This is a genomic window from Kribbia dieselivorans NBRC 106261, assembly GCF_001552435.1.
In the GTDB taxonomy this organism is placed as follows: Bacteria; Actinomycetota; Actinomycetes; order Actinomycetales; family Dermatophilaceae; genus Kribbia; species Kribbia dieselivorans.
Genome location: NZ_BCRE01000092.1, coordinates 1 through 20,137, shown reverse-complemented (window position 1 = coordinate 20,137; position 20,137 = coordinate 1). Strand labels below are relative to the sequence as shown.

The 20,137-nt window shown below is 67.3% G+C and carries 18 protein-coding genes; all 18 read left to right on the top strand.

Annotated features, from left to right (window positions below):
- Positions 1-36 precede the first annotated feature (36 nt).
- The gene (locus KD1_RS08550; RefSeq protein ID WP_068400469.1) at positions 37-3,918 is read left to right on the top strand and encodes a DNA-directed RNA polymerase subunit beta'; all 3,882 of its coding nucleotides are present in this window, start codon (positions 37-39) and stop codon (positions 3,916-3,918) included.
- Positions 3,919-4,284: 366 nt separating this feature from the next.
- A complete protein-coding gene (locus KD1_RS08545; protein WP_068400466.1) occupies positions 4,285-4,563 on the top strand; it encodes an HU family DNA-binding protein in 279 nt (92 codons plus the stop codon).
- 83 nt (positions 4,564-4,646) lie between these two features.
- Positions 4,647-4,931, top strand: coding sequence for a hypothetical protein (locus KD1_RS08540; RefSeq protein ID WP_068400463.1), 285 nt, complete (start codon positions 4,647-4,649; stop codon positions 4,929-4,931).
- 125 nt (positions 4,932-5,056) lie between these two features.
- Positions 5,057-7,741: a pyruvate, phosphate dikinase gene (gene ppdK, locus KD1_RS08535; RefSeq protein ID WP_068400460.1), complete on the top strand. Its 2,685-nt coding sequence runs from the start codon at positions 5,057-5,059 to the stop codon at positions 7,739-7,741.
- A 321-nt stretch (positions 7,742-8,062) separates the two neighbouring features.
- Complete coding sequence (rpsL, locus tag KD1_RS08530; protein ID WP_068400454.1) at positions 8,063-8,437, top strand: 30S ribosomal protein S12; 375 nt, start codon at positions 8,063-8,065, stop codon at positions 8,435-8,437.
- Positions 8,437-8,907 carry a 30S ribosomal protein S7 gene (rpsG, locus tag KD1_RS08525; RefSeq protein ID WP_068400452.1) on the top strand — a complete coding sequence of 157 codons (471 nt, stop codon included), beginning with the start codon at positions 8,437-8,439 and terminating at the stop codon, positions 8,905-8,907. Before rpsL ends, rpsG begins: the two co-directional genes overlap by 1 nt.
- A gap of 115 nt (positions 8,908-9,022) precedes the next feature.
- Positions 9,023-11,140 carry an elongation factor G gene (gene fusA, locus KD1_RS08520; protein ID WP_068400449.1) on the top strand — a complete coding sequence of 706 codons (2,118 nt, stop codon included), beginning with the start codon at positions 9,023-9,025 and terminating at the stop codon, positions 11,138-11,140.
- Positions 11,141-11,255: 115 nt separating this feature from the next.
- Positions 11,256-12,449 carry an elongation factor Tu gene (gene tuf / locus KD1_RS08515; RefSeq protein WP_068400446.1) on the top strand — a complete coding sequence of 398 codons (1,194 nt, stop codon included), beginning with the start codon at positions 11,256-11,258 and terminating at the stop codon, positions 12,447-12,449.
- Positions 12,450-12,621: 172 nt separating this feature from the next.
- On the top strand, positions 12,622-14,133 hold the full coding sequence (scpC, locus tag KD1_RS08510) for a succinyl-CoA:acetate CoA-transferase ScpC (RefSeq protein ID WP_157073248.1): 1,512 nt from the start codon (positions 12,622-12,624) through the stop codon (positions 14,131-14,133).
- An 83-nt stretch (positions 14,134-14,216) separates the two neighbouring features.
- A complete protein-coding gene (locus KD1_RS08505) occupies positions 14,217-15,245 on the top strand; it encodes a YihY/virulence factor BrkB family protein (RefSeq protein ID WP_169795363.1) in 1,029 nt (342 codons plus the stop codon).
- A gap of 347 nt (positions 15,246-15,592) precedes the next feature.
- Entirely contained in the window at positions 15,593-15,901 is a 309-nt protein-coding gene (gene rpsJ / locus KD1_RS08500; RefSeq protein ID WP_009775966.1) for a 30S ribosomal protein S10, read from the top strand.
- 11 nt (positions 15,902-15,912) lie between these two features.
- On the top strand, positions 15,913-16,569 hold the full coding sequence (gene rplC / locus KD1_RS08495; RefSeq protein WP_068400433.1) for a 50S ribosomal protein L3: 657 nt from the start codon (positions 15,913-15,915) through the stop codon (positions 16,567-16,569).
- Between the two features lie 2 nt (positions 16,570-16,571).
- The gene (gene rplD / locus KD1_RS08490; RefSeq protein WP_068400431.1) at positions 16,572-17,534 is read left to right on the top strand and encodes a 50S ribosomal protein L4, sunset domain variant; all 963 of its coding nucleotides are present in this window, start codon (positions 16,572-16,574) and stop codon (positions 17,532-17,534) included.
- A complete protein-coding gene (gene rplW / locus KD1_RS08485) occupies positions 17,531-17,830 on the top strand; it encodes a 50S ribosomal protein L23 (protein WP_068400428.1) in 300 nt (99 codons plus the stop codon). Before rplD ends, rplW begins: the two co-directional genes overlap by 4 nt.
- Positions 17,831-17,858: 28 nt before the next feature.
- Positions 17,859-18,695 (top strand): 50S ribosomal protein L2, encoded by an 837-nt coding sequence (gene rplB, locus KD1_RS08480; protein ID WP_068400423.1) that lies wholly within the window; start codon positions 17,859-17,861, stop codon positions 18,693-18,695.
- 15 nt (positions 18,696-18,710) lie between these two features.
- Positions 18,711-18,992 (top strand): 30S ribosomal protein S19, encoded by a 282-nt coding sequence (gene rpsS, locus KD1_RS08475; protein ID WP_034801560.1) that lies wholly within the window; start codon positions 18,711-18,713, stop codon positions 18,990-18,992.
- 47 nt (positions 18,993-19,039) lie between these two features.
- On the top strand, positions 19,040-19,417 hold the full coding sequence (gene rplV / locus KD1_RS08470) for a 50S ribosomal protein L22 (protein ID WP_068400509.1): 378 nt from the start codon (positions 19,040-19,042) through the stop codon (positions 19,415-19,417).
- The coding region (gene rpsC / locus KD1_RS08465) for a 30S ribosomal protein S3 (RefSeq protein WP_068400422.1) at positions 19,417-20,137 on the top strand (721 nt) is incomplete at its 3' end. The genes rplV and rpsC, both read left to right, overlap by 1 nt.

Here is a 20,137-nt window from a genome sequence, read left to right as displayed (position 1 = left end):
ACTGACGACCTTCGACTACGAAAGAGAAGGACATCCGTGCTCGACGTCAACTTCTTCGACGAACTGCGCATTGGTTTGGCCACCGCGGAGCACATCCGCGAGTGGAGCCACGGCGAGGTCAAGAAGCCGGAGACCATCAACTACCGCACGCTCAAGCCCGAGAAGGAGGGCCTGTTCTGCGAGCGCATCTTCGGCCCCACCCGGGACTGGGAGTGCGCCTGTGGCAAGTACAAGCGGGTGCGCTTCAAGGGCATCATCTGTGAGCGCTGTGGTGTCGAGGTCACTCGCGCAGGCGTGCGCCGTGAGCGGATGGGCCACATCGAGCTCGCTGCTCCGGTCACCCACATCTGGTACTTCAAGGGCGTCCCGTCGCGCCTGGGGTACCTGCTCGACCTCGCCCCGAAGGACCTTGAGAAGGTCATCTACTTCGCGGCATACATGATCACGCACGTCGACGAGGAGCAGCGTCACACCGACCTGCCCTCGCTCGAGGCCGGCATCGAGGTGGAGCGCAAGGAGCTGGAGAACCGTCGCGATGCCGACGTCGAGGCCCGCGCGCTCAAGCTCGAGCAGGACATCGCCGCGCTGGAGGAGGAGGGAGCCAAGGCCGACGCCAAGCGCAAGGTCCGCGACTCCGCCGAGCGCGAGATGAACCAGATCCGCAAGCGGGCCGATCAGAAGATCGAGCGCCTCAACCAGGTCTGGGACCGCTTCAAGAACCTCAAGGTCCAGGACCTCGAGGGCGACGAGATCCTCTACCGCGAGATGCGTGACCGCTTCGGTCTGTACTTCGAGGGTGGCATGGGTGCCGGCGCGATCCAGAAGCGCCTGCAGACCTTCGACCTCGAGGCCGAGTCCGAGAAGCTGCGCGAGATCATCGCGACCGGCAAGGGGCAGAAGAAGACCCGCGCGCTCAAGCGCCTCAAGGTCGTCACCGCCTTCCTCACCACGGACAACAAGCCCGAGGGCATGGTCCTGGACGCCGTCCCGGTCATCCCGCCGGACCTGCGCCCGATGGTGCAGCTCGACGGTGGCCGCTTCGCGACCTCCGACCTCAACGACCTGTACCGCCGCGTCATCAACCGCAACAACCGTCTCAAGCGACTGCTTGACCTCGGCGCGCCCGAGATCATCGTCAACAACGAGAAGCGGATGCTGCAGGAGGCCGTCGACAACCTGTTCGACAACGGCCGTCGCGGTCGGCCGGTCACCGGCCCGGGCAACCGTCCGCTGAAGTCGCTCTCCGACATGCTCAAGGGCAAGCAGGGGCGATTCCGTCAGAACCTCCTCGGCAAGCGTGTCGACTACTCGGGCCGTTCGGTCATCGTCGTCGGCCCGCAGTTGCAACTGCACCAGTGCGGTCTGCCCAAGCAGATGGCCCTGGAGCTGTTCAAGCCGTTCGTGATGAAGCGCCTGGTCGACCTCGAGCTCGCGCAGAACATCAAGTCGGCCAAGCGCATGGTCGAGCGCCACAACTCGCACGTGTGGGACGTCCTCGAAGAGGTCATCACCGAGCACCCGGTGCTGCTCAACCGCGCTCCGACGCTGCACCGTCTGGGCATCCAGGCGTTCGAGCCCCAGCTCGTCGAGGGCAAGGCCATCCAGATCCACCCGCTCGTGTGTACGGCCTTCAACGCCGACTTCGACGGTGACCAGATGGCCGTGCACCTGCCGCTGTCGGCGGAGGCCCAGGCCGAGGCCCGCATCCTCATGCTGTCCTCGAACAACATCCTCAAGCCGGCCGACGGTCGCCCCGTGACCATGCCGACCCAGGACATGATCATCGGTCTGTTCCACCTCACCTCCGAGGTGCCGCTGGAGACCGAGGAGAAGCGTGTCTTCTCGTCGGTGGCCGAGGCGCGGATGGCGTATGACGCCGGGCAGATCAAGATCGGCTCGCCGATCCGCGTGCGGGTCGACGACATCGTCCCCGGTGACGGCGTCGAGCTGCCCGAGGGTGCCGAGATCGCGGAGAACGGCATGGTCAAGCACTGGTTGGCCGACACCACGCTGGGTCGCGCGCTGTTCAACGCGACGCTGCCGGTCGACTACCCGTACGTGAACGAGCCGGTCGACAAGAAGCGCCTCTCGAGCATCGTCAACGACCTGGCCGAGCGGTACACCAAGGTGCAGGTCGCGGCCTCGCTCGACGCCCTCAAGGCGGCCGGGTTCTACTGGGCCACCCGTTCGGGCACGACGGTGGCGATCTCCGACGTGGTCACCCCGCCGCGCAAGGCCGAGATCCTCGAGGGTTACGAGTCCAAGGCGACGAAGGTCCAGACCCAGTACGAGCGTGGTCTGATCACCGACGACGAGCGGCGCCAGGAGCTCATCGAGATCTGGACCCAGGCGACCAACGAGGTCGCCAAGGAGATGCAGGACAACTTCCCGCGCAACAACCCGATCTACCGGATGGTCTCCTCCGGCGCCCGAGGCAACTGGTTCCAGCTGCGTCAGATCGCCGGTATGCGTGGCCTCATGGCCAACCCGAAGGGTGAGATCATCCCTCGCCCGATCCGCACGAACTTCCGTGAGGGCCTGTCGGTGGTCGAGTTCTTCATCTCGACGCACGGTGCGCGCAAGGGTCTGGCCGACACGGCGCTCCGTACCGCCGACTCGGGTTACCTGACGCGTCGTCTCGTCGACGTCTCCCAGGACGTCATCATCCGCGAGGAGGACTGTGGCACGCAGCGTGGTCTGACCATGCCGCTGGCGCAGTACGACGAGCTCACCGGCACGCGGCGTCTGCACGACGACGTCGAGTTCACCGCCTACGCCCGCTGCATGGCCGGCGATGTCGTCAAGGACGGTGAGGTGCTCGCGGAGTCCGGATCGGATCTCGGTGACGTCGCTATCCAGGCGCTGTACGAGGCCGGGGTCGACGAGGTCAAGGTCCGCTCGGTGCTGACCTGCACCTCCAAGGTCGGCGTGTGCGCCCGTTGCTACGGTCGCTCGCTGGCCACCGGACAGCTCGTCGACATCGGCGAGGCCGTGGGCATCATCGCGGCGCAGTCGATCGGTGAGCCTGGTACCCAGTTGACGATGCGTACCTTCCACACCGGTGGTGTGGCCGGTGACGACATCACGCAGGGTCTGCCGCGTGTCGTCGAGCTCTTCGAGGCGCGTACCCCCAAGGGTGTCGCCCCGATCGCCGAGACCACCGGTCGCGTCACCATCGAGGAGACCGACAAGGCCCGCCGGGTGCTCATCACCTCGGCCGAGGGTGAGGAGCACGCGTACCCGGTCAGCCGCCGCACGCAGCTCCTCGTCGAGGACGGCCAGGACGTCGAGGTTGGCACCAAGCTCGTCAAGGGCGCCATCGACCCGAAGCAGGTGTTGCGCATTCTCGGCCCGCGGGCCGCGCAGAAGCACCTGGTCGACGAGGTGCAGGGCGTGTACCGGCAGCAGGGTGTGTCGATCCACGACAAGCACATCGAGGTCATCGTGCGCCAGATGCTCAAGCGCGTGACGGTCATCGAGGCCAACGGCACCGGGCTCCTCCCGGGCATGCTCGCCGAGCGCGCCCGCTTCGAGGAGGAGAACCGTCGCGTCGTCGCCGAGGGCGGCACCCCGGCCTCCGGTCGTCCGGAGCTCATGGGTATCACCAAGGCGTCGCTGGCCACCGACTCCTGGCTCTCGGCCGCCTCCTTCCAGGAGACGACCCGCGTGCTGACCGAAGCGGCGATGGAAGGCAAGTCCGACCCGCTGCTCGGCCTCAAGGAGAACGTCATCCTCGGAAAGCTCATCCCGGCCGGCACGGGTCTGTCCCGCTACCGCAACGTCACGGTCGAGCCCACCGAGGAGGCCAAGGCGGCGATGTACGCCATGCCGAACTACGACGAGTTCGCCTACCCGGTCTTCGGCCCGGGCAGCGGCGAGGCGATTCGTCTCGACGACGCCGAGCTCGGCCTGGACTGACGCCCGCCGCGTCAACGTGACCATCCTGGCGACCCAACCCGCGGTTGGGTCGCCAGGATGGTTCTTTTCACCCGCGGCGGAGCGCCGTGCAGCCCCTGAGCAGCTCGTCGCCGGGGGCCTGGTCGGCCGGCCTCGGAGCAGGCCCGGGCCGTGGCAGATGTGATCAGAGGGGTCCGTGGGCCGGAATCAGGGCCCAATTCCGCTCAGATCCGCAGAATCTCGCGGTTTCTCGTGTGTCTGACGTCCCGTGCGTGGGATTTTCGTGGTTCTGTGGGTTCAGGCCACTCCAGTGCGCACGCACGGGAGTGGCACACCACAGCCACCCGAGAACTCGGGCGGACCCCGTGCTGAAGATTGGAGTTCCTCATGAACAAGTCCGAACTCGCGACCGCCATCGCCGGCAAGACCGACATCTCCGCCACCAAGGCCGGTGAGGTCATCACCGCCATGCAGGAGGTGCTGGCCGAGCAGGTCGCCAAGGGTCAGAAGGTCACCGTCCCCGGTTTCTTCTCCCTCGAGCGCACCGAGCGTGCCGAGCGCAAGGGCCGCAACCCGCAGACCAAGGAAGAGATCACCATCCCGGCCGGCTTCGCCGCCAAGCTGACCGCCGGTTCCGCGCTGAAGAACGCGGCCAAGGGCAACTGACCCACGGCACGGCGATTCGAGGGCCCCGCACCAACGATGGTGCGGGGCCCTCGGTTTGTCTGCGGGCTGGCACGATGGGGCCCGTGACCCGTGAGCCCATCGCCGACGACCGGCCCAGTTTCCGCAACCGAGCCCTGGCGGTGCTCATCGTGCTGGCCGGGGTGCTCATCCTGCTGCGGCCGAGCGGGTTCTTCGGCAAGGCGCTGGGCTTCGCCATCGTCGCGTGGGGCGTGTGGACCCTCGCCCAGCGCCGCAAGCTCGACTCCGGCGCGTTCGCCGTGGCCTTCGGGGCACTGGCCGCGTTCTACCTCGTGCTCTTCACCCTGTCCCTGGCCGGCGTCGATCCGGGATTCGGCCCCTTCCGCTGACGCGGCGCCGGTGCCACATCGAGGGGTGGGATTCGCCCCCCTCGTCTCGCCGACGACCCACGCGCGATTGAATGGGGGACAGGGACGCCCGTGCTGGGCGGGCGCCGACCGAAGGACGGAATGCGATGACGCGCTACGTGTACGACTTCTCCGAAGGCTCGATGGAGCAGAAGGACCTGCTCGGGGGCAAGGGCGCCAACCTCGCGGAGATGGTGCGCATCGGTCTGCCCGTTCCCGCCGGCTTCACCATCAGCACCGACGCCTGCCGGGCCTACCTGCGCACGCAGCAGGCGCCCGCCGAGCTCGCCGACGAGGTCTCGGCGCACCTGGCCCGGATCGAGGGGCAGATGGGCCGCCGCCTCGGCGATGCCGACGACCCGTTGCTCGTCTCCGTCCGGTCCGGCGCGAAGTTCTCCATGCCCGGGATGATGGAGACCGTCCTCAACATCGGGCTCAACGACGAATCGGTCAAGGGTCTGGCCGCGCAGTCCGGCAACCCCCGGTTCGCGTGGGATTCCTACCGGCGCCTGATGCAGATGTTCGGCAAGACCGTGCTCGACATGGACGGGGACATCTTCGAGACCCGCTTGGAGCAGATGAAGGCGGCCCGAGGGGTGGAGCAGGACACCGAGCTCACCGCCGAGGACCTCGAATCGCTGACGACGAAGTATCGACTCGCCATCCAGAACGCCACCGGCCGCGACTTCCCGCAGGACCCGCGCGAGCAACTCGACATGGCCGTCCTGGCCGTCTTCCGCTCGTGGATGGGGGAGCGGGCCGTGCTCTACCGCCGCCAGGAGCGGATTCCGCACGACCTGGGCACGGCGGTCAACGTCCAGGCCATGGTCTTCGGAAACCTCTCCGAGGACTCCGGCACCGGCGTGTGCTTCACCCGCGACCCGGCCACCGGCGAGAAGGGCGTCTACGGGGACTACCTCATGAACGCCCAGGGGGAGGACGTCGTCGCCGGCATCCGCAACACGCACCCGTTGCACGACCTCGAGGCGGACTCCCCGGAGGCCTACAAGGAACTGCGGGCCGCGATGGACACCCTCGAGCACCACTACCGCGACCTGTGCGACATCGAGTTCACCATCGAGCGCGGCACGCTGTGGATGCTCCAGACCCGCGTCGGCAAGCGCACCGCCGAGGCCGCCTTCCGGATCGCCGGGCAGCTCATCGACGAGGGCACGATCACCGAGCAGGAGGCGTTGACCCGGGTCACCGGCGCGCACCTGACCGCGCTGATGTTCCCCCGCTTCGACGCCTCCGCCGCCACCGCCGAACTCACCCGCGGGGTGGCCGCCTCGCCGGGCGCCGCGGTCGGTGCGATCGTGTTCGACACGGCGGACGCGCAGGCCAAGGCCGCGGCCGGCGAGGACTGCATCCTCGTGCGCACCGAGACCAACCCCGACGACCTCGGCGGCATGATCGCCGCCCGCGGCATCCTCACCTCACGCGGCGGCAAGACCAGCCACGCCGCCGTCGTCGCCCGCGGCATGGGCAAGACGTGCGTCGTCGGCGCCGACTCACTCGTGGTCGACACGGAGAATCGCACGATCGCCATTCGCGGTGAGGCCGGACACTTCCTCAACGAGGGCGACGTCGTCTCCATCGACGGCGGCACGGGGGCCGTGTTCGAGGGCGCGGTGCCCGTCGTGGCCAGCCCCGTCGTCGACTACTTCGAGGGGCGGGTGCAGCCCGAGAGCGCCACCGACGAGATCGTGCGCGCCGTGGATCGCATCATGACCATCGCCGACCGGGAGCGCCGCCTCAAGGTGCGCGCCAACGCCGACACCCCCGCCGACGCGGCGCGCGCGGTGCGTTTCGGGGCCGAGGGCATCGGCCTGACCCGCACCGAGCACATGTTCCTCGGGGAGCGGCGTCAACTCGTCGAGCACCTCATCCTCGCCGAGACCGAGGAGGAGCGCGAGGCGGCCCTGGAGAGCCTGCGCCCGTTGCAGGTCCAGGACTTCGCGGAGATCTTCACCGCCATGGGTGACCGGCCCGTGACGGTGCGGCTCATCGACCCGCCGCTGCACGAGTTCCTCCCCGACTACACCCACCTGGCCGTCAAGGTCGCCGTGGCCGAGTCGGAGGGCCACTCGTCCCCGGCCGACGTCAAGATGCTCCAGGCCGTCACCCGCCTGCACGAGTCGAACCCGATGTTCGGCCTGCGCGGCGTGCGACTGGGCATCACCACCGCGGGTCTGTTCGAGATGCAGATCCGGGCGATCCTCGAGGCGTTCCGGGTGGTGCGTCGCGCCGGCGCCCACGGCACGGTCGAGATCATGGTCCCGCTCGTCGACGCGGTCGAGGAACTCGACCTCGTGCGCGAGGAGGCCGAGGCCATCGCACGCGAGTTCGGGGAGGAGCCCGGAGCGGGCAAGAACGTCGCCATCGGCACGATGATGGAACTGCCGCGGGCGTGCCTGACGGCCGGTCGCATCGCGCAGTCCGCCGACTTCTTCTCGTTCGGCACCAACGACCTGACCCAGACGACCTGGGGCTTCAGCCGCGACGACGTCGAGGGCTCGTTCTTCTCGGCCTACCTCGACAAGGGCGTCTTCGGGGTCTCTCCGTTCGAGACGATCGACGTCGACGGGGTCGGTCGCCTCGTCGAACTGGCCGTGGCGGAGGGTCGTGCGGCCAAGCCGGGCCTGAAGACCGGGGTCTGTGGGGAGCACGGCGGTGACCCGGAGTCCGTCCACTTCTTCCACCGCGCCGGGCTCGACTACGTCTCCTGCTCGCCGTTCCGCGTGCCGGTGGCGCGGTTGGAGGCCGGTCGCGCGGCCGTCATGCAGGGCTGAGCACGGGGGAACGGTCACCGTGTCCGCGACACTCGCGGGCACGGCGATCCGACACGATTTTGTGACACCCCGCACCCGCGAGTACCCTGTCTTGTCGGGTCTGGCTTGCCTGTGCCACAAAGCAGGGGCGAGTCCGGGCCGATCGGATCGGTGCAGACCGGTCCTCCCACCTCTCGCCGGGCGTCGGCCTCAACCGCTGTGCGGTTGGGCCGGAGTGCAGGGGGGAGCCCGACGACACTCCCGAGTGCGGGGGTCGAGTCGGTACGGCAAGGAGCTGCGGGCAGGCGCCCGTGGCAGACGACAACAGACGGAGACATCAGGTTGCCTACCATCAACCAGCTGGTGCGCAAGGGCCGCCAGGACAAGAGGAGCAAGGTTGCGACTCCTGCCCTGAAGGGTTCCCCGCAGCGCCGCGGTGTGTGCACGCGTGTGTACACCACCACCCCGAAGAAGCCGAACTCCGCGCTCCGCAAGGTTGCGCGTGTGCGCCTGACCTCCGGTATCGAGGTCACCGCGTACATCCCCGGTGTCGGTCACAACCTCCAGGAGCACTCGATCGTGCTCGTGCGTGGCGGCCGTGTGAAGGACCTCCCCGGCGTGCGTTACAAGATCATCCGTGGCGCTCTCGACACCCAGGGTGTCAAGGGTCGGCAGCAGGCCCGCAGCCGCTACGGCGCCAAGAAGGAGAAGAAGTAATGCCTCGCAAGGGCCCGGCCCCGAAGCGCCCGCTCGTCGTCGACCCGGTCTACGGATCGCCGTTGGTGACGCAGCTGGTCAACAAGATCCTCCTCGACGGCAAGAAGTCGACCGCCGAGCGCATCGTCTACGGCGCCCTCGAGGGCTGCCGCGACAAGACCGGCACCGACCCGGTGCAGACCCTCAAGCGTGCGCTCGACAACGTCAAGCCCGCCCTCGAGGTCAAGTCCCGCCGTGTCGGTGGTGCGACCTACCAGGTGCCGATCGAGGTCAAGCCCGGTCGCGCGACCACCCTGTCGCTGCGCTGGCTCGTCGGCTACGCCCGTCAGCGTCGTGAGAAGACGATGACCGAGCGTCTGATGAACGAGATCCTCGACGCGTCCAACGGCCTCGGCGCCGCGGTCAAGCGTCGCGAGGACACCCACAAGATGGCCGAGTCGAACAAGGCCTTCGCGCACTACCGCTGGTGACAGCGGTGAGGTCGGGGCCCACCCGCGTCGGGTGGGCCCCGACCTCAGCCGGGTGACCGGCATCAGCACCACCCCTGCACGCACCACTGCACGCAACGAGCGAGAGAAGAAACGAGTGGCACTCGACGTCCTGACGGACCTGAAGAAGGTCCGCAACATCGGCATCATGGCGCACATCGACGCCGGCAAGACGACGACGACGGAGCGCATCCTCTTCTACACCGGCGTCAACCGGAAGCTCGGGGAAACCCACGACGGTGCCTCGACGACCGACTGGATGGAGCAGGAGAAGGAGCGCGGCATCACGATCACGTCGGCCGCGGTGACCTCCTTCTGGAACGGCCACCAGATCAACGTCATCGACACCCCCGGTCACGTCGACTTCACCGTCGAGGTGGAGCGCTCGCTGCGTGTGCTCGACGGCGCCGTTGCCGTGTTCGACGGCAAGGAGGGCGTTGAGCCCCAGTCCGAGACCGTGTGGCGTCAGGCCGACAAGTACGACGTGCCGCGCGTCTGCTTCATCAACAAGATGGACAAGTTCGGTGCCGACTTCTACTTCACCGTCGACACCATCAAGGACCGCCTCGGCGCGGAGCCGCTGGTCATCCAGCTGCCGATCGGTGCCGAGAACGACTTCGTCGGAGTCATCGACCTCGTTCAGATGAAGGCCCTCGTGTGGCCCGGCGACGCCAAGGGTGACGTCACCCTGGGCGCGTCCTACGAGGTCCAGGACATCCCCGCGGACCTGCAGGACAAGGCCGACGAGTACCGCACCGCCCTCGTCGAGCGCGTGGCCGAGGCCGACGACGCCCTGATGGAGAAGTACCTCGGTGGCGAGGAACTGACCATCGACGAGATCAAGGCCGGCATCCGCACGCTGACCATCGCCTCCGAGCTCTACCCGGTCATGTGTGGCTCGGCGTTCAAGAACCGTGGCGTGCAGCCGATGATCGACGCGGTGGTCGACTACCTCCCCTCGCCGCTGGACGTGCCCCCCATGGAGGGCCACGCCCCGGGCAACGAGGACGAGAAGGTCATCCGCCACGCCGACAAGGACGAGCCGTTCTCGGCCCTGGCCTTCAAGGTCGCGACGCACCCGTTCTTCGGCACCCTGACGTTCATCCGCGTGTACTCCGGCCACATCACCGCCGGCACGCAGGTGCTCAACTCGACCAAGGTCAAGAAGGAGCGCATCGGAAAGCTTTTCCAGATGCACGCCAACAAGGAGAACCCGGTCGAGGACGCCTTCGCCGGCCACATCTACGCGGCCATCGGTCTGAAGACGACGACCACCGGTGACACCCTCTCCGACATCGAGAAGCCGGTCGTGCTCGAGTCCATGACCTTCCCCGAGCCGGTCATCCAGGTCGCCATCGAGCCCAAGACCAAGGGCGACCAGGAGAAGCTCGGCACGGCGATCCAGAAGTTGGCCGAGGAGGACCCGACCTTCCGCGTCGAGCTCGACGCCGAGACCGGCCAGACGATCATCGCCGGCATGGGCGAGCTCCACCTCGACATCCTCGTCGACCGCATGAAGCGCGAGTTCAAGGTCGAGGCCAACGTCGGCAAGCCGCAGGTCGCCTACCGCGAGACCCTGCGCAAGACGGTCGACAAGTACGACTACACCCACAAGAAGCAGACCGGTGGTTCGGGTCAGTTCGCGAAGGTGCAGATCAAGCTCGAGCCGCTCAACACGGCCGAGTCCGAGGAGCTGTACGAGTTCGAGAACGCCGTCACCGGTGGTCGTGTGCCGCGTGAGTACATCCCGTCGGTCGATGCCGGTATCCAGGACGCCATGCAGTACGGCATCCTCGCCGGTTACCCCGTCGTGGGCGTCAAGGCCACGCTGCTCGACGGCGCCTACCACGACGTCGACTCCTCGGAGATGGCGTTCAAGATCGCCGGATCGATGGCCTTCAAGGAGGCTGCCCGCAAGGCCGACCCGGTGCTCATGGAGCCGATGATGAGCGTCGAGGTGCGCACCCCTGAGGACTACATGGGTGACGTCATCGGCGACATCAACGCCCGCCGTGGCCAGATCCAGGCCATGGAGGACGTCAGCGGTGCCAAGGTCGTTCGCGGCCTCGTCCCGCTGTCGGAGATGTTCGGCTACGTCGGCGACCTCCGGTCGAAGACGCAGGGCCGGGCGAGCTACTCCATGGAGTTCGACTCCTATGCTGAGGTCCCCAAGGCCGTGGCCGAGGAGATCATCAAGAAGGTTCGCGGGGAGTGACGGGTAGAATCCCGTCTCAACCCACAAACCTGCACAGCACCACCCCCAAGTACCACGCCACGTCCTGCCTGGTCGTTCGGCGTTACCACAACAGAGAGTCCTGAGGAGGACACCAGTGGCGAAGGCAAAGTTCGAGCGGACCAAGCCGCACGTCAACATCGGCACCATCGGTCACATCGACCACGGTAAGACGACGCTGACTGCTGCCATCTCGAAGGTTCTGCACGACGCGTACCCGGACCTGAACCCGCAGTTCGCATTCGAGGACATCGACAAGGCCCCCGAAGAGCGTCAGCGCGGTATCACGATCTCGATTGCCCACATCGAGTACCAGACGGAGAAGCGTCACTACGCGCACGTCGACTGCCCGGGCCACGCTGACTACGTGAAGAACATGATCACGGGTGCGGCCCAGATGGACGGTGCCATCCTCGTGGTGGCCGCGACCGACGGTCCGATGCCGCAGACCAAGGAGCACGTCCTCCTGGCCCGCCAGGTCGGCGTTCCGTACATCGTCGTGGCGCTCAACAAGACCGACATGGTCGACGACGAGGAGATCCTCGAGCTCGTCGAGATGGAGGTCCGTGAGCTCCTCTCCGAGTACGAGTTCCCCGGCGACGACACCCCGGTCGTGCGCATCTCCGCGCTCAAGGCCCTCGAGGGCGACGAGAAGTGGGGCGCGACGGTTCTCGAGCTCATGAACACCGTGGACGAGTACATCCCGGAGCCGGAGCGCGACACCGACAAGCCGTTCATGATGCCGGTCGAGGACGTCTTCACGATCACCGGTCGTGGCACCGTCGTCACCGGTCGTATCGAGCGCGGCATCCTCAATGTCAACGAGGAGGTCGAGATCGTCGGTATCCACCCCGAGATCACCAAGACCACCGTCACCGGCATCGAGATGTTCCGCAAGCTACTCGACGAGGGTCGTGCGGGCGAGAACGTCGGTCTGCTCCTGCGCGGTACCAAGCGCGAGGACGTCGAGCGCGGCCAGGTCATCTGCAAGCCGGGTTCGATCACGCCGCACACCAACTTCGAGGCCTCGGTCTACATCCTGTCCAAGGACGAGGGTGGCCGTCACACCCCGTTCTACGACAACTACCGTCCGCAGTTCTACTTCCGCACCACCGATGTCACCGGTGTCGTCAACCTGCCCGAGGGCAAGGAGATGGTCATGCCCGGCGACAACACGGAGATGAAGGTCGAGCTCATCCAGCCGATCGCCATGGAAGAGGGCCTGAAGTTCAACATCCGCGAGGGTGGCCGCACTGTCGGCGCCGGCCAGGTCACCAAGATCATCAAGTGATCTGACCTGATCGGTTCGAACTCGGACCGCATCGCCAGCGGCCCCGCAACCAACACGGTTGCGGGGCCGCTGGCGTGTGTCGGTCGGCCCACACCCCGCTGCGGCCGGGAGGGGCTCGAAGAATAGGCTGGATCGCGCAAAGGATGACGGGGCCACGGGAATGAGGACTGCAATGAGCCGGATCGCGAACGTTGGACTGCGCAGCAGGATCATGAGCGCAGACGACGCGGCGAAGCTCATCAACCCCGGTGACAACGTGGGCATGTCCGGCTTCACCGGTGCGGGCTACCCCAAGGCCGTCCCGCAGGCGTTGGCACGGCGCATCACCGAGGCGACCGCCCGCGGCGAGCAGTTCAAGGTGGGGGTGTGGACCGGAGCGTCGACCGCTCCGGAGCTCGACGGCGCGCTGGCCGAGGTCGACGGCGTGGAACTGCGTCTGCCGTACCAGTCCGATCCGATCAGCCGCGCGAAGATCAACTCGGGCCAGATGGAGTACATCGACGTCCACCTCTCCCACGTGGCGCAGATGGCGTGGATGGGCTTCCTCGGCGACCTGAACGTCGCCCTGATCGAGGTCACCGGCATCACCGAGGACGGCGCCCTCATTCCGTCCGCCTCGGTCGGCAACAACAAGACGTGGATCGACCAGGCCGACAGGGTCATCCTCGAGGTGAACTCGTGGCAGCAGCTCGAGATGTACGGCATGCACGACATCTACTACGGCACGGCGCTGCCGCCGCACCGCAAGCCGGTGCCGATCGTCTCCGCCGGAGACCGCATCGGCGTGCCGCACTTCGAGGTGGACCCGGCCAAGATCGTGGCGATCGTCGAGACCGACTCGCCCGATCGCAACTCCGCCTTCAAGCCGCTCGACGACGACTCGCGGGCCATCGCCGGTCACTTCATCGAGTTCCTCGAGCACGAGGTCAAGGTGGGCCGCATGCCGGCCGGCCTTCTGCCGCTGCAGTCGGGTGTGGGCAACATCGCCAACGCCGTCATGGCCGGTCTGGGGGAGAGCCGGTTCGAGCACCTCAACGCCTACACCGAGGTGCTCCAGGACGGCATGCTCGACCTCATCGAGTCGGGCACGATCGACCTTGCGTCGGCCACCGCGTTCTCGCTCAGCCCCGACGGCGTGCAGCGGTTCAACGACAACCTCGACTTCTACACCCAGCGCATCATCATGCGTCCGCAGGAGATCTCGAACCACCCGGAGGTCATCCGGCGTCTCGGGGTCATCGCGAGCAACGGTCTGATCGAGGCCGACATCTACGGCAACGTCAACTCCACGCACATCATGGGCTCGCGCATCCAGAACGGTATCGGTGGCTCGGGCGACTTCGCGCGCAACGCATTCCTGTCGACGTTCGTCACGCCCTCGACCGCCCGCGGCGGCGCGCTGTCGTGCATCGTGCCGATGGTCACGCACGTCGACCACACCGAACACGACGTCGACGTCATCATCACCGAGCAGGGCTTGGCGGATCTTCGTGGCCTCGCCCCGCGCCGGCGGGCGAAGGTCGTCATCGACAACTGTGCGCATCCGGCGTACCGCGACATGCTCACCGATTACTACCAGCGCTCGCTCGAAGGTGCGTGGGGTCGGCAGACGCCGCATCTCCTGCGCGAGTCGTTCGCCATGCATCAGCGCTTCATGGAAACCGGCACGATGCACCTGCCGTGAGGCATGATGCAGGTGCCGTTGCCGCCGGGCATCGGTGACCGGCATCGACGAGTCATGGGCAGGGGAGAGTTCCAGTGGGTGGCGTGACCGAGATTCCCTGGTGGCGCGTGTTCGTGCACACGGGCCAGCAGTTCCAGCGCCACCAGTTGACCGACCAGGCCGCGGCACTGACCTACTTCTCGGTGCTCTCCCTGTTCCCGGCGCTGATCGCGTTGGTTGCGCTGCTCGGGGTGTTCGGTGACCCGGTCACGACGACGAACGCCCTGCTCGACCTCATCACCGAGCTCGGTCAGGCCGACACGGCCGAGCAGTTGCGCGGACCCATCGAGGGGATGATCACGACCTCCGGCGCGGGCCTGACCCTGGCGATCTCGGTGCTGACGGCGATCTGGTCGGCCTCGGGGTATGTCGGCGCGTTCGGGCGCGCGATGAACCGGATGTACGGTGTCGACGAGGGCCGCCCGATCTGGACGCTCAAGCCGACCCAACTGGTCCTGACCGTCGTGACGATCACGTTGGCCGCGCTGGTGCTCGTCGGGCTCGTCGTCTCCGGAGACGTCGCGGCCGCCGTCGGCAACGTCGTGGGATTGGGCTCGACGATGGTGGCCGTGTGGGGGTGGGTCAAGTGGCCGGTGATGCTCCTCATCGTTGCGGTGACCGTGGCCGTGTTGTACCGCTGGACCCCGAACGTCAAGGTGCCGAGGTGGCGCTACCTCGTCTCTCCCGGTGCGGTGCTCGCGGTGCTCGTATGGGCGCTGGCGTCGGTCGGCTTCGGGGTGTACGTGTCGTATTTCTCGTCCTACAACAAGACGTACGGGTCGCTGGCCGGCGTCATCGTCTTCCTCCTGTGGGTATGGATCACCAACAACGCGCTGCTCCTGGGTGCCCAGTTCAACGTCGAGGTCATTCGTCGGCGCCAGCTGCACGCCGGCATCCCGGCGGAGGAGCAGGTGCAGGTGGAGCCGCGTGACACGCGCCAGTCGACCAAGCTCGCCGAGCAGATCCGCGAGGAGGTCACCGCGATGCGTCGGGTGCGCCTGGAACACTCCGGCCCCGATGCCGTGACCGAGGGGCAATACCACCGCGCGCCGTCCGCGGCCGGGAGATCCTGACCTCGATTTGGACTCGCCCCAGGGGATCTGGCACACTGTACAGGTTGCTTGACGAGCGGCAGGGCTGACGTGTCCTTTCCGCGTGCCTCCCGGGGTGCGTGTGGACGCGGCACTCAGACCGCCACCTTCGGTGTGAACGAATCGAACCATCCGGCCTGATCCAGGTGTGGGGTGGGGCGAGTCATCGAGATCAAGTTCCGGCTCGACCAGAGCTGCGACCACGAACGAGGCGGGATTCTGCACGCCTCAAAACGCGGAGCGGGTGCGACACACCCGACCGCGGGGGTCGGAGGGAAGGTCGAGTCGCCACAGACCAAGCAGGACGGCGAGAGAGAGACGTAACGGAGATGGCGGGACAGAAGATCCGCATCCGACTGAAGTCGTATGACCACGAGGTCATCGACAACTCGGCGCGCAAAATTGTCGACACGGTGACCCGTGCCGGCGCGACGGTGGTTGGCCCCGTGCCGCTGCCCACGGAGAAGAACGTCTTCGTGGTCATCCGATCGCCGCACAAGTACAAGGACAGCCGCGAGCACTTCGAGATGCGCACCCACAAGCGCCTCATCGACATCATCGACCCGACGCCGAAGGCCGTCGACTCGCTGATGCGTCTCGACCTGCCGGCGGACGTCAACATCGAGATCAAGCTCTGAGGCAGGCTGATATGACCACCACTGCCACCCGCAGCTTCAAGGGCGTCCTGGGCGAGAAGCTCGGCATGACCCAGGTCTGGGACGAGAACAACCGCCTCGTGCCGGTGACCGTCGTCCAGGCCGGTCCGTGCGTCGTCACGCAGGTCCGCGACGAGGCGACCGACGGCTACACCGCCGTCCAGATCGCCTACGGCGCCCTCGACCCGCGCAAGGCCAACAAGCCGAGCAGCGGCCACTTCAGCAAGGCCGGGGTCACCCCGCGCCGTCACCTCGTCGAACTGCGCACGGCCGACGCCGGCGAGTACCAGCTCGGCCAGGAGATCACCGTCGAGACGTTCGAGGCCGGTCAGGTCATCGACGTCACCGGCACCACCAAGGGCAAGGGCTTCGCCGGTGTCATGAAGCGTCACGGCTTCGCCGGCGACAACGCCTCCCACGGTGCCCACCGCAACCACCGCAAGCCGGGTTCGATCGGTGGCTGCGCCACCCCGGGTCGTGTCTTCAAGGGCATGCGCATGGCCGGCCGTATGGGTGGCGTGCGTCAGACCACGCAGAACCTCACCATCCACGCCGTTGACGCGGAGCGTGGCCTGCTGCTCGTCAAGGGCCCGGTTCCGGGTCCGGTCGGTGGCGTCGTGCTCGTCCGTTCGGCTGCCAAGGGAGCCTGACCATGACGACGATTGACATCCTCACCCCGACCGGAGGCACGGCCGGCACCGTCGAGTTGCCCGCCGAGGTCTTCGACGTGACGACCAACGTGCCGCTGATCCACCAGGTGGTCGTGGCCCAGTTGGCCGCCGCCCGCCAGGGCACGCACTCCACCAAGACCCGCGGCGAGGTCCGCGGTGGTGGCCGCAAGCCGTACAAGCAGAAGGGCACCGGCCGCGCCCGTCAGGGTTCGACCCGCGCCCCGCAGTTCGCCGGTGGTGGCATCGTTCACGGTCCGCAGCCGCGCAACTACACCCAGCGCACCCCCAAGAAGATGAAGGCCGCCGCGCTGCGCGGTGCCCTGTCCGACCGCGCGCGTCACGGTCGTATCCACGTCTTCTCCGCGCTCATCGAGGCCGAGAAGCCTTCGACCCGCACCGTCGCCGCCCTGCTGGGTGGCCTTTCGGAGCGTCGTAACCTCCTCGTCGTTCTCGCTCGCGCGGACGAGGTCGCGCTGAAGTCCGTGCGCAACCTGCCCGACGTGCACGTGCTCTTCGCCGACCAGCTCAACACGTACGACGTGCTGTGCGCCGACGAGGTCATCTTCACGCAGGCCGCGCTCGAGAGCTTCCTCTCCGGTGCGCAGCCGAAGTCCGATGCCTCCGACGTGACCGTCGAGGTCGAGGCTGTCGAGGCCGGCGCCGAGACCGTGGCCGCGAACGACGCTCCGGCTGCCGACGCCACGCCGGCGACGGTCGTCGACTTCGGCGCGGGCTCCGCCCCGGCGACCGAGGACGGCTCCGCCCCCGAGGGCTTCACCATCAAGGGCAACGCGACCTCGAAGATGTACCACGTGCCGGGTTCGCGCTGGTTCGACTCCACCATCGCCGAGGTCTGGTTCGCCAGCACCGAGGCCGCCGAGGCCGCCGGCTTCGCGCCGGCCGGTGGGGCTGCCGCCCAGAACGTCCAGGAGGACACCAAGTGAGCACTGTTGCCAAGGACCCGCGCGACGTCCTGCTCGCGCCGGTCGTCTCCGAGAAGTCCTACGGGCTGCTCGACGAGGGCAAGTACACCTTCGTCGTCGACCCCAGCGCCAACAAGGCCGAGATCAAGATCGCCGTTGAGCAGATCTTCGACGTCAAGGTCGAGTCCGTGCACACCCTGAACCGCAAGGGCAAGACCCGCCGCACCAAGTTCGGGATCGGCAAGCGCAAGGACACCAAGCGTGCGATCGTCACCCTCCGCGAGGGTTCGATCGACATCTTCGGCGGCCAGGCCTGACCGGGGATCGAGACAAGGAAATCTGATCATGGCCATTCGCAAGTACAAGCCCACGACTCCGGGCCGTCGCGGCTCCTCGGTCGCGGACTTCGTCGAGATCACTCGCTCGACCCCGGAGAAGTCCCTCGTCCGCCCGCTGACCAAGTCCGGTGGCCGTAACGCCAACGGGCGCATCACCACCCGTCACATCGGTGGTGGCCACAAGCGCGCCTACCGCGTCATCGACTTCCGTCGCCACGACAAGGACGGCGTGCCCGCCACCGTGGCGCACATCGAGTACGACCCCAACCGCACGGCGCGCATCGCGCTGCTGCACTACGCCGACGGCGAGAAGCGCTACATCCTCGCGCCGAACAAGCTCTCCCAGGGTGACCCGATCGAGGCCGGCGCCAGCGCCGACATCAAGCCGGGCAACAACCTGCCGCTGCGCAACATCCCGACCGGTACGACGATCCACGCGGTGGAGCTTCGTCCCGGCGGCGGCGCCAAGCTGGCCCGCAGCGCCGGCACGAGCATCCAGCTCCTCGGCAAGGAGGGCGTCTACGCCATCCTCCGTATGCCCTCCGGTGAGATCCGCCGCGTCGACGCGCGCTGCCGCGCCACCGTCGGTGAGGTCGGCAACGCCGAGCAGTCCAACATCAACTGGGGCAAGGCCGGCCGCATGCGCTGGAAGGGCAAGCGCCCGACCGTCCGTGGTGTCGTCATGAACCCGGTCGACCACCCGCACGGTGGTGGTGAGGGTCGTACCTCCGGTGGTCGCCACCCGGTGTCCCCGTGGGGTCAGCCGGAGGGCCGTACCCGCAAGCCGGGCAAGCCGAGCGACAAGTTGATCGTTCGCCGCCGTCGTACTGGCAAGAAGCGCTGATAGGAGCCCATCACCATGCCTCGTAGCCTCAAGAAGGGCCCCTTCATCGACGACCACCTTCAGAAGAAGGTGGACGCCCAGAACGAAGCGGGTACCAAGAACGTCATCAAGACCTGGTCGCGTCGTTCGGTGGTTTCCCCGGACATGCTCGGCCACACCTTTGCCGTGCACGACGGCCGCAAGCATGTCCCGGTGTTCGTCACCGAGTCGATGGTCGGCCACAAGCTCGGCGAGTTTGCTCCGACCCGCACGTTCAAGGGTCACGTGAAGGACGACAAGAAGGGACGTCGCCGCTGATGGCTGCCAACACTGCGAAGACGGCCAGCCCCGTCGACGAGTCGGTCGTGGAGGCCCGCGCCACCGCGCGGTTCGTCCGCGTCACCCCGATGAAGGCTCGCCGTGTCGTGAACCTCATCCGCGGCAAGGCTGCTCCCGACGCCGTCGCGATCCTCAAGTTCGCGCCGCAGGGCGCCTCCGAGCCGGTGCTCAAGGTGCTCCAGTCGGCCATGGCGAACGCGAAGGTCAAGGCCGACAAGGAGTCGGTGGCCTTCGACGAGCGCCAGCTCATCGTCAGCGCGGCCTGGGCGGACGAGGGTCCGACCATGAAGCGTTTCCGTCCGCGGGCCCAGGGCCGTGCCGGGCGTATCAACAAGCGCACCAGCCACATCACGGTGGTCGTGGCGCAGCCCGACATCCAGTCCAGCAAGGGAGGTACCCGCTGATGGGTCAGAAGATCAACCCGCACGGCTTCCGCCTGGGCATCACGACCGATCACAAGAGCCGCTGGTTCGCCGACTCCACCAAGGAGGGGCAGCGCTACCGCGACTACGTGAAGGAAGACGTCGCGATTCGCAAGCTCATGACCACGGGCATGGAGCGCGCCGGCATCGCCCGCGTCGAGATCGAGCGCACGCGTGACCGCGTCCGCGTCGACATCCACACCGCGCGTCCCGGCATCGTCATCGGTCGCCGCGGCGCCGAGGCCGACCGCATCCGCGGTGAGCTCGAGAAGCTCACCGGCAAGCAGGTGCAGCTGAACATCCTCGAGGTCAAGAACCCCGAGATCGAGGCTCAGCTCGTTGCCCAGGGGATCGCCGAGCAGCTCGCTGCCCGTGTGACCTTCCGTCGTGCGATGCGCAAGGGCATGCAGTCCTCGCTGCGCGCCGGCGCCAAGGGCATCCGGATCCAGTGTTCCGGCCGTCTCGGCGGCGCGGAGATGTCGCGCTCGGAGTTCTACCGCGAGGGTCGCGTGCCGCTGCACACCCTCCGCGCGAACATCGACTACGGCTTCTACGAGGCCCGCACCACCTTCGGCCGTATCGGCGTGAAGGTCTGGATCTACAAGGGTGACATGACGGAGAAGGAGTTCGCCGCCCAGCAGGCGACCGCCGCTCCGCGTCGTGGCCCGCGCCGCGACCGCGACGACCGTCCCGCCCGCGCCC

Coding starts and splice junctions, on each gene's coding strand:
- rpsJ (WP_009775966.1), top strand. CDS start 15,593: ATGGCGGGACAGAAGATCCGCATCCGACTGAAGTCGTATGACCACGAG.
- KD1_RS08545 (WP_068400466.1), top strand. CDS start 4,285: ATGAACAAGTCCGAACTCGCGACCGCCATCGCCGGCAAGACCGACATC.
- rplC (WP_068400433.1), top strand. CDS start 15,913: ATGACCACCACTGCCACCCGCAGCTTCAAGGGCGTCCTGGGCGAGAAG.
- rplB (WP_068400423.1), top strand. CDS start 17,859: ATGGCCATTCGCAAGTACAAGCCCACGACTCCGGGCCGTCGCGGCTCC.
- ppdK (WP_068400460.1), top strand. CDS start 5,057: ATGACGCGCTACGTGTACGACTTCTCCGAAGGCTCGATGGAGCAGAAG.
- rpsG (WP_068400452.1), top strand. CDS start 8,437: ATGCCTCGCAAGGGCCCGGCCCCGAAGCGCCCGCTCGTCGTCGACCCG.
- scpC (WP_157073248.1), top strand. CDS start 12,622: ATGAGCCGGATCGCGAACGTTGGACTGCGCAGCAGGATCATGAGCGCA.
- rpsS (WP_034801560.1), top strand. CDS start 18,711: ATGCCTCGTAGCCTCAAGAAGGGCCCCTTCATCGACGACCACCTTCAG.
- rplD (WP_068400431.1), top strand. CDS start 16,572: ATGACGACGATTGACATCCTCACCCCGACCGGAGGCACGGCCGGCACC.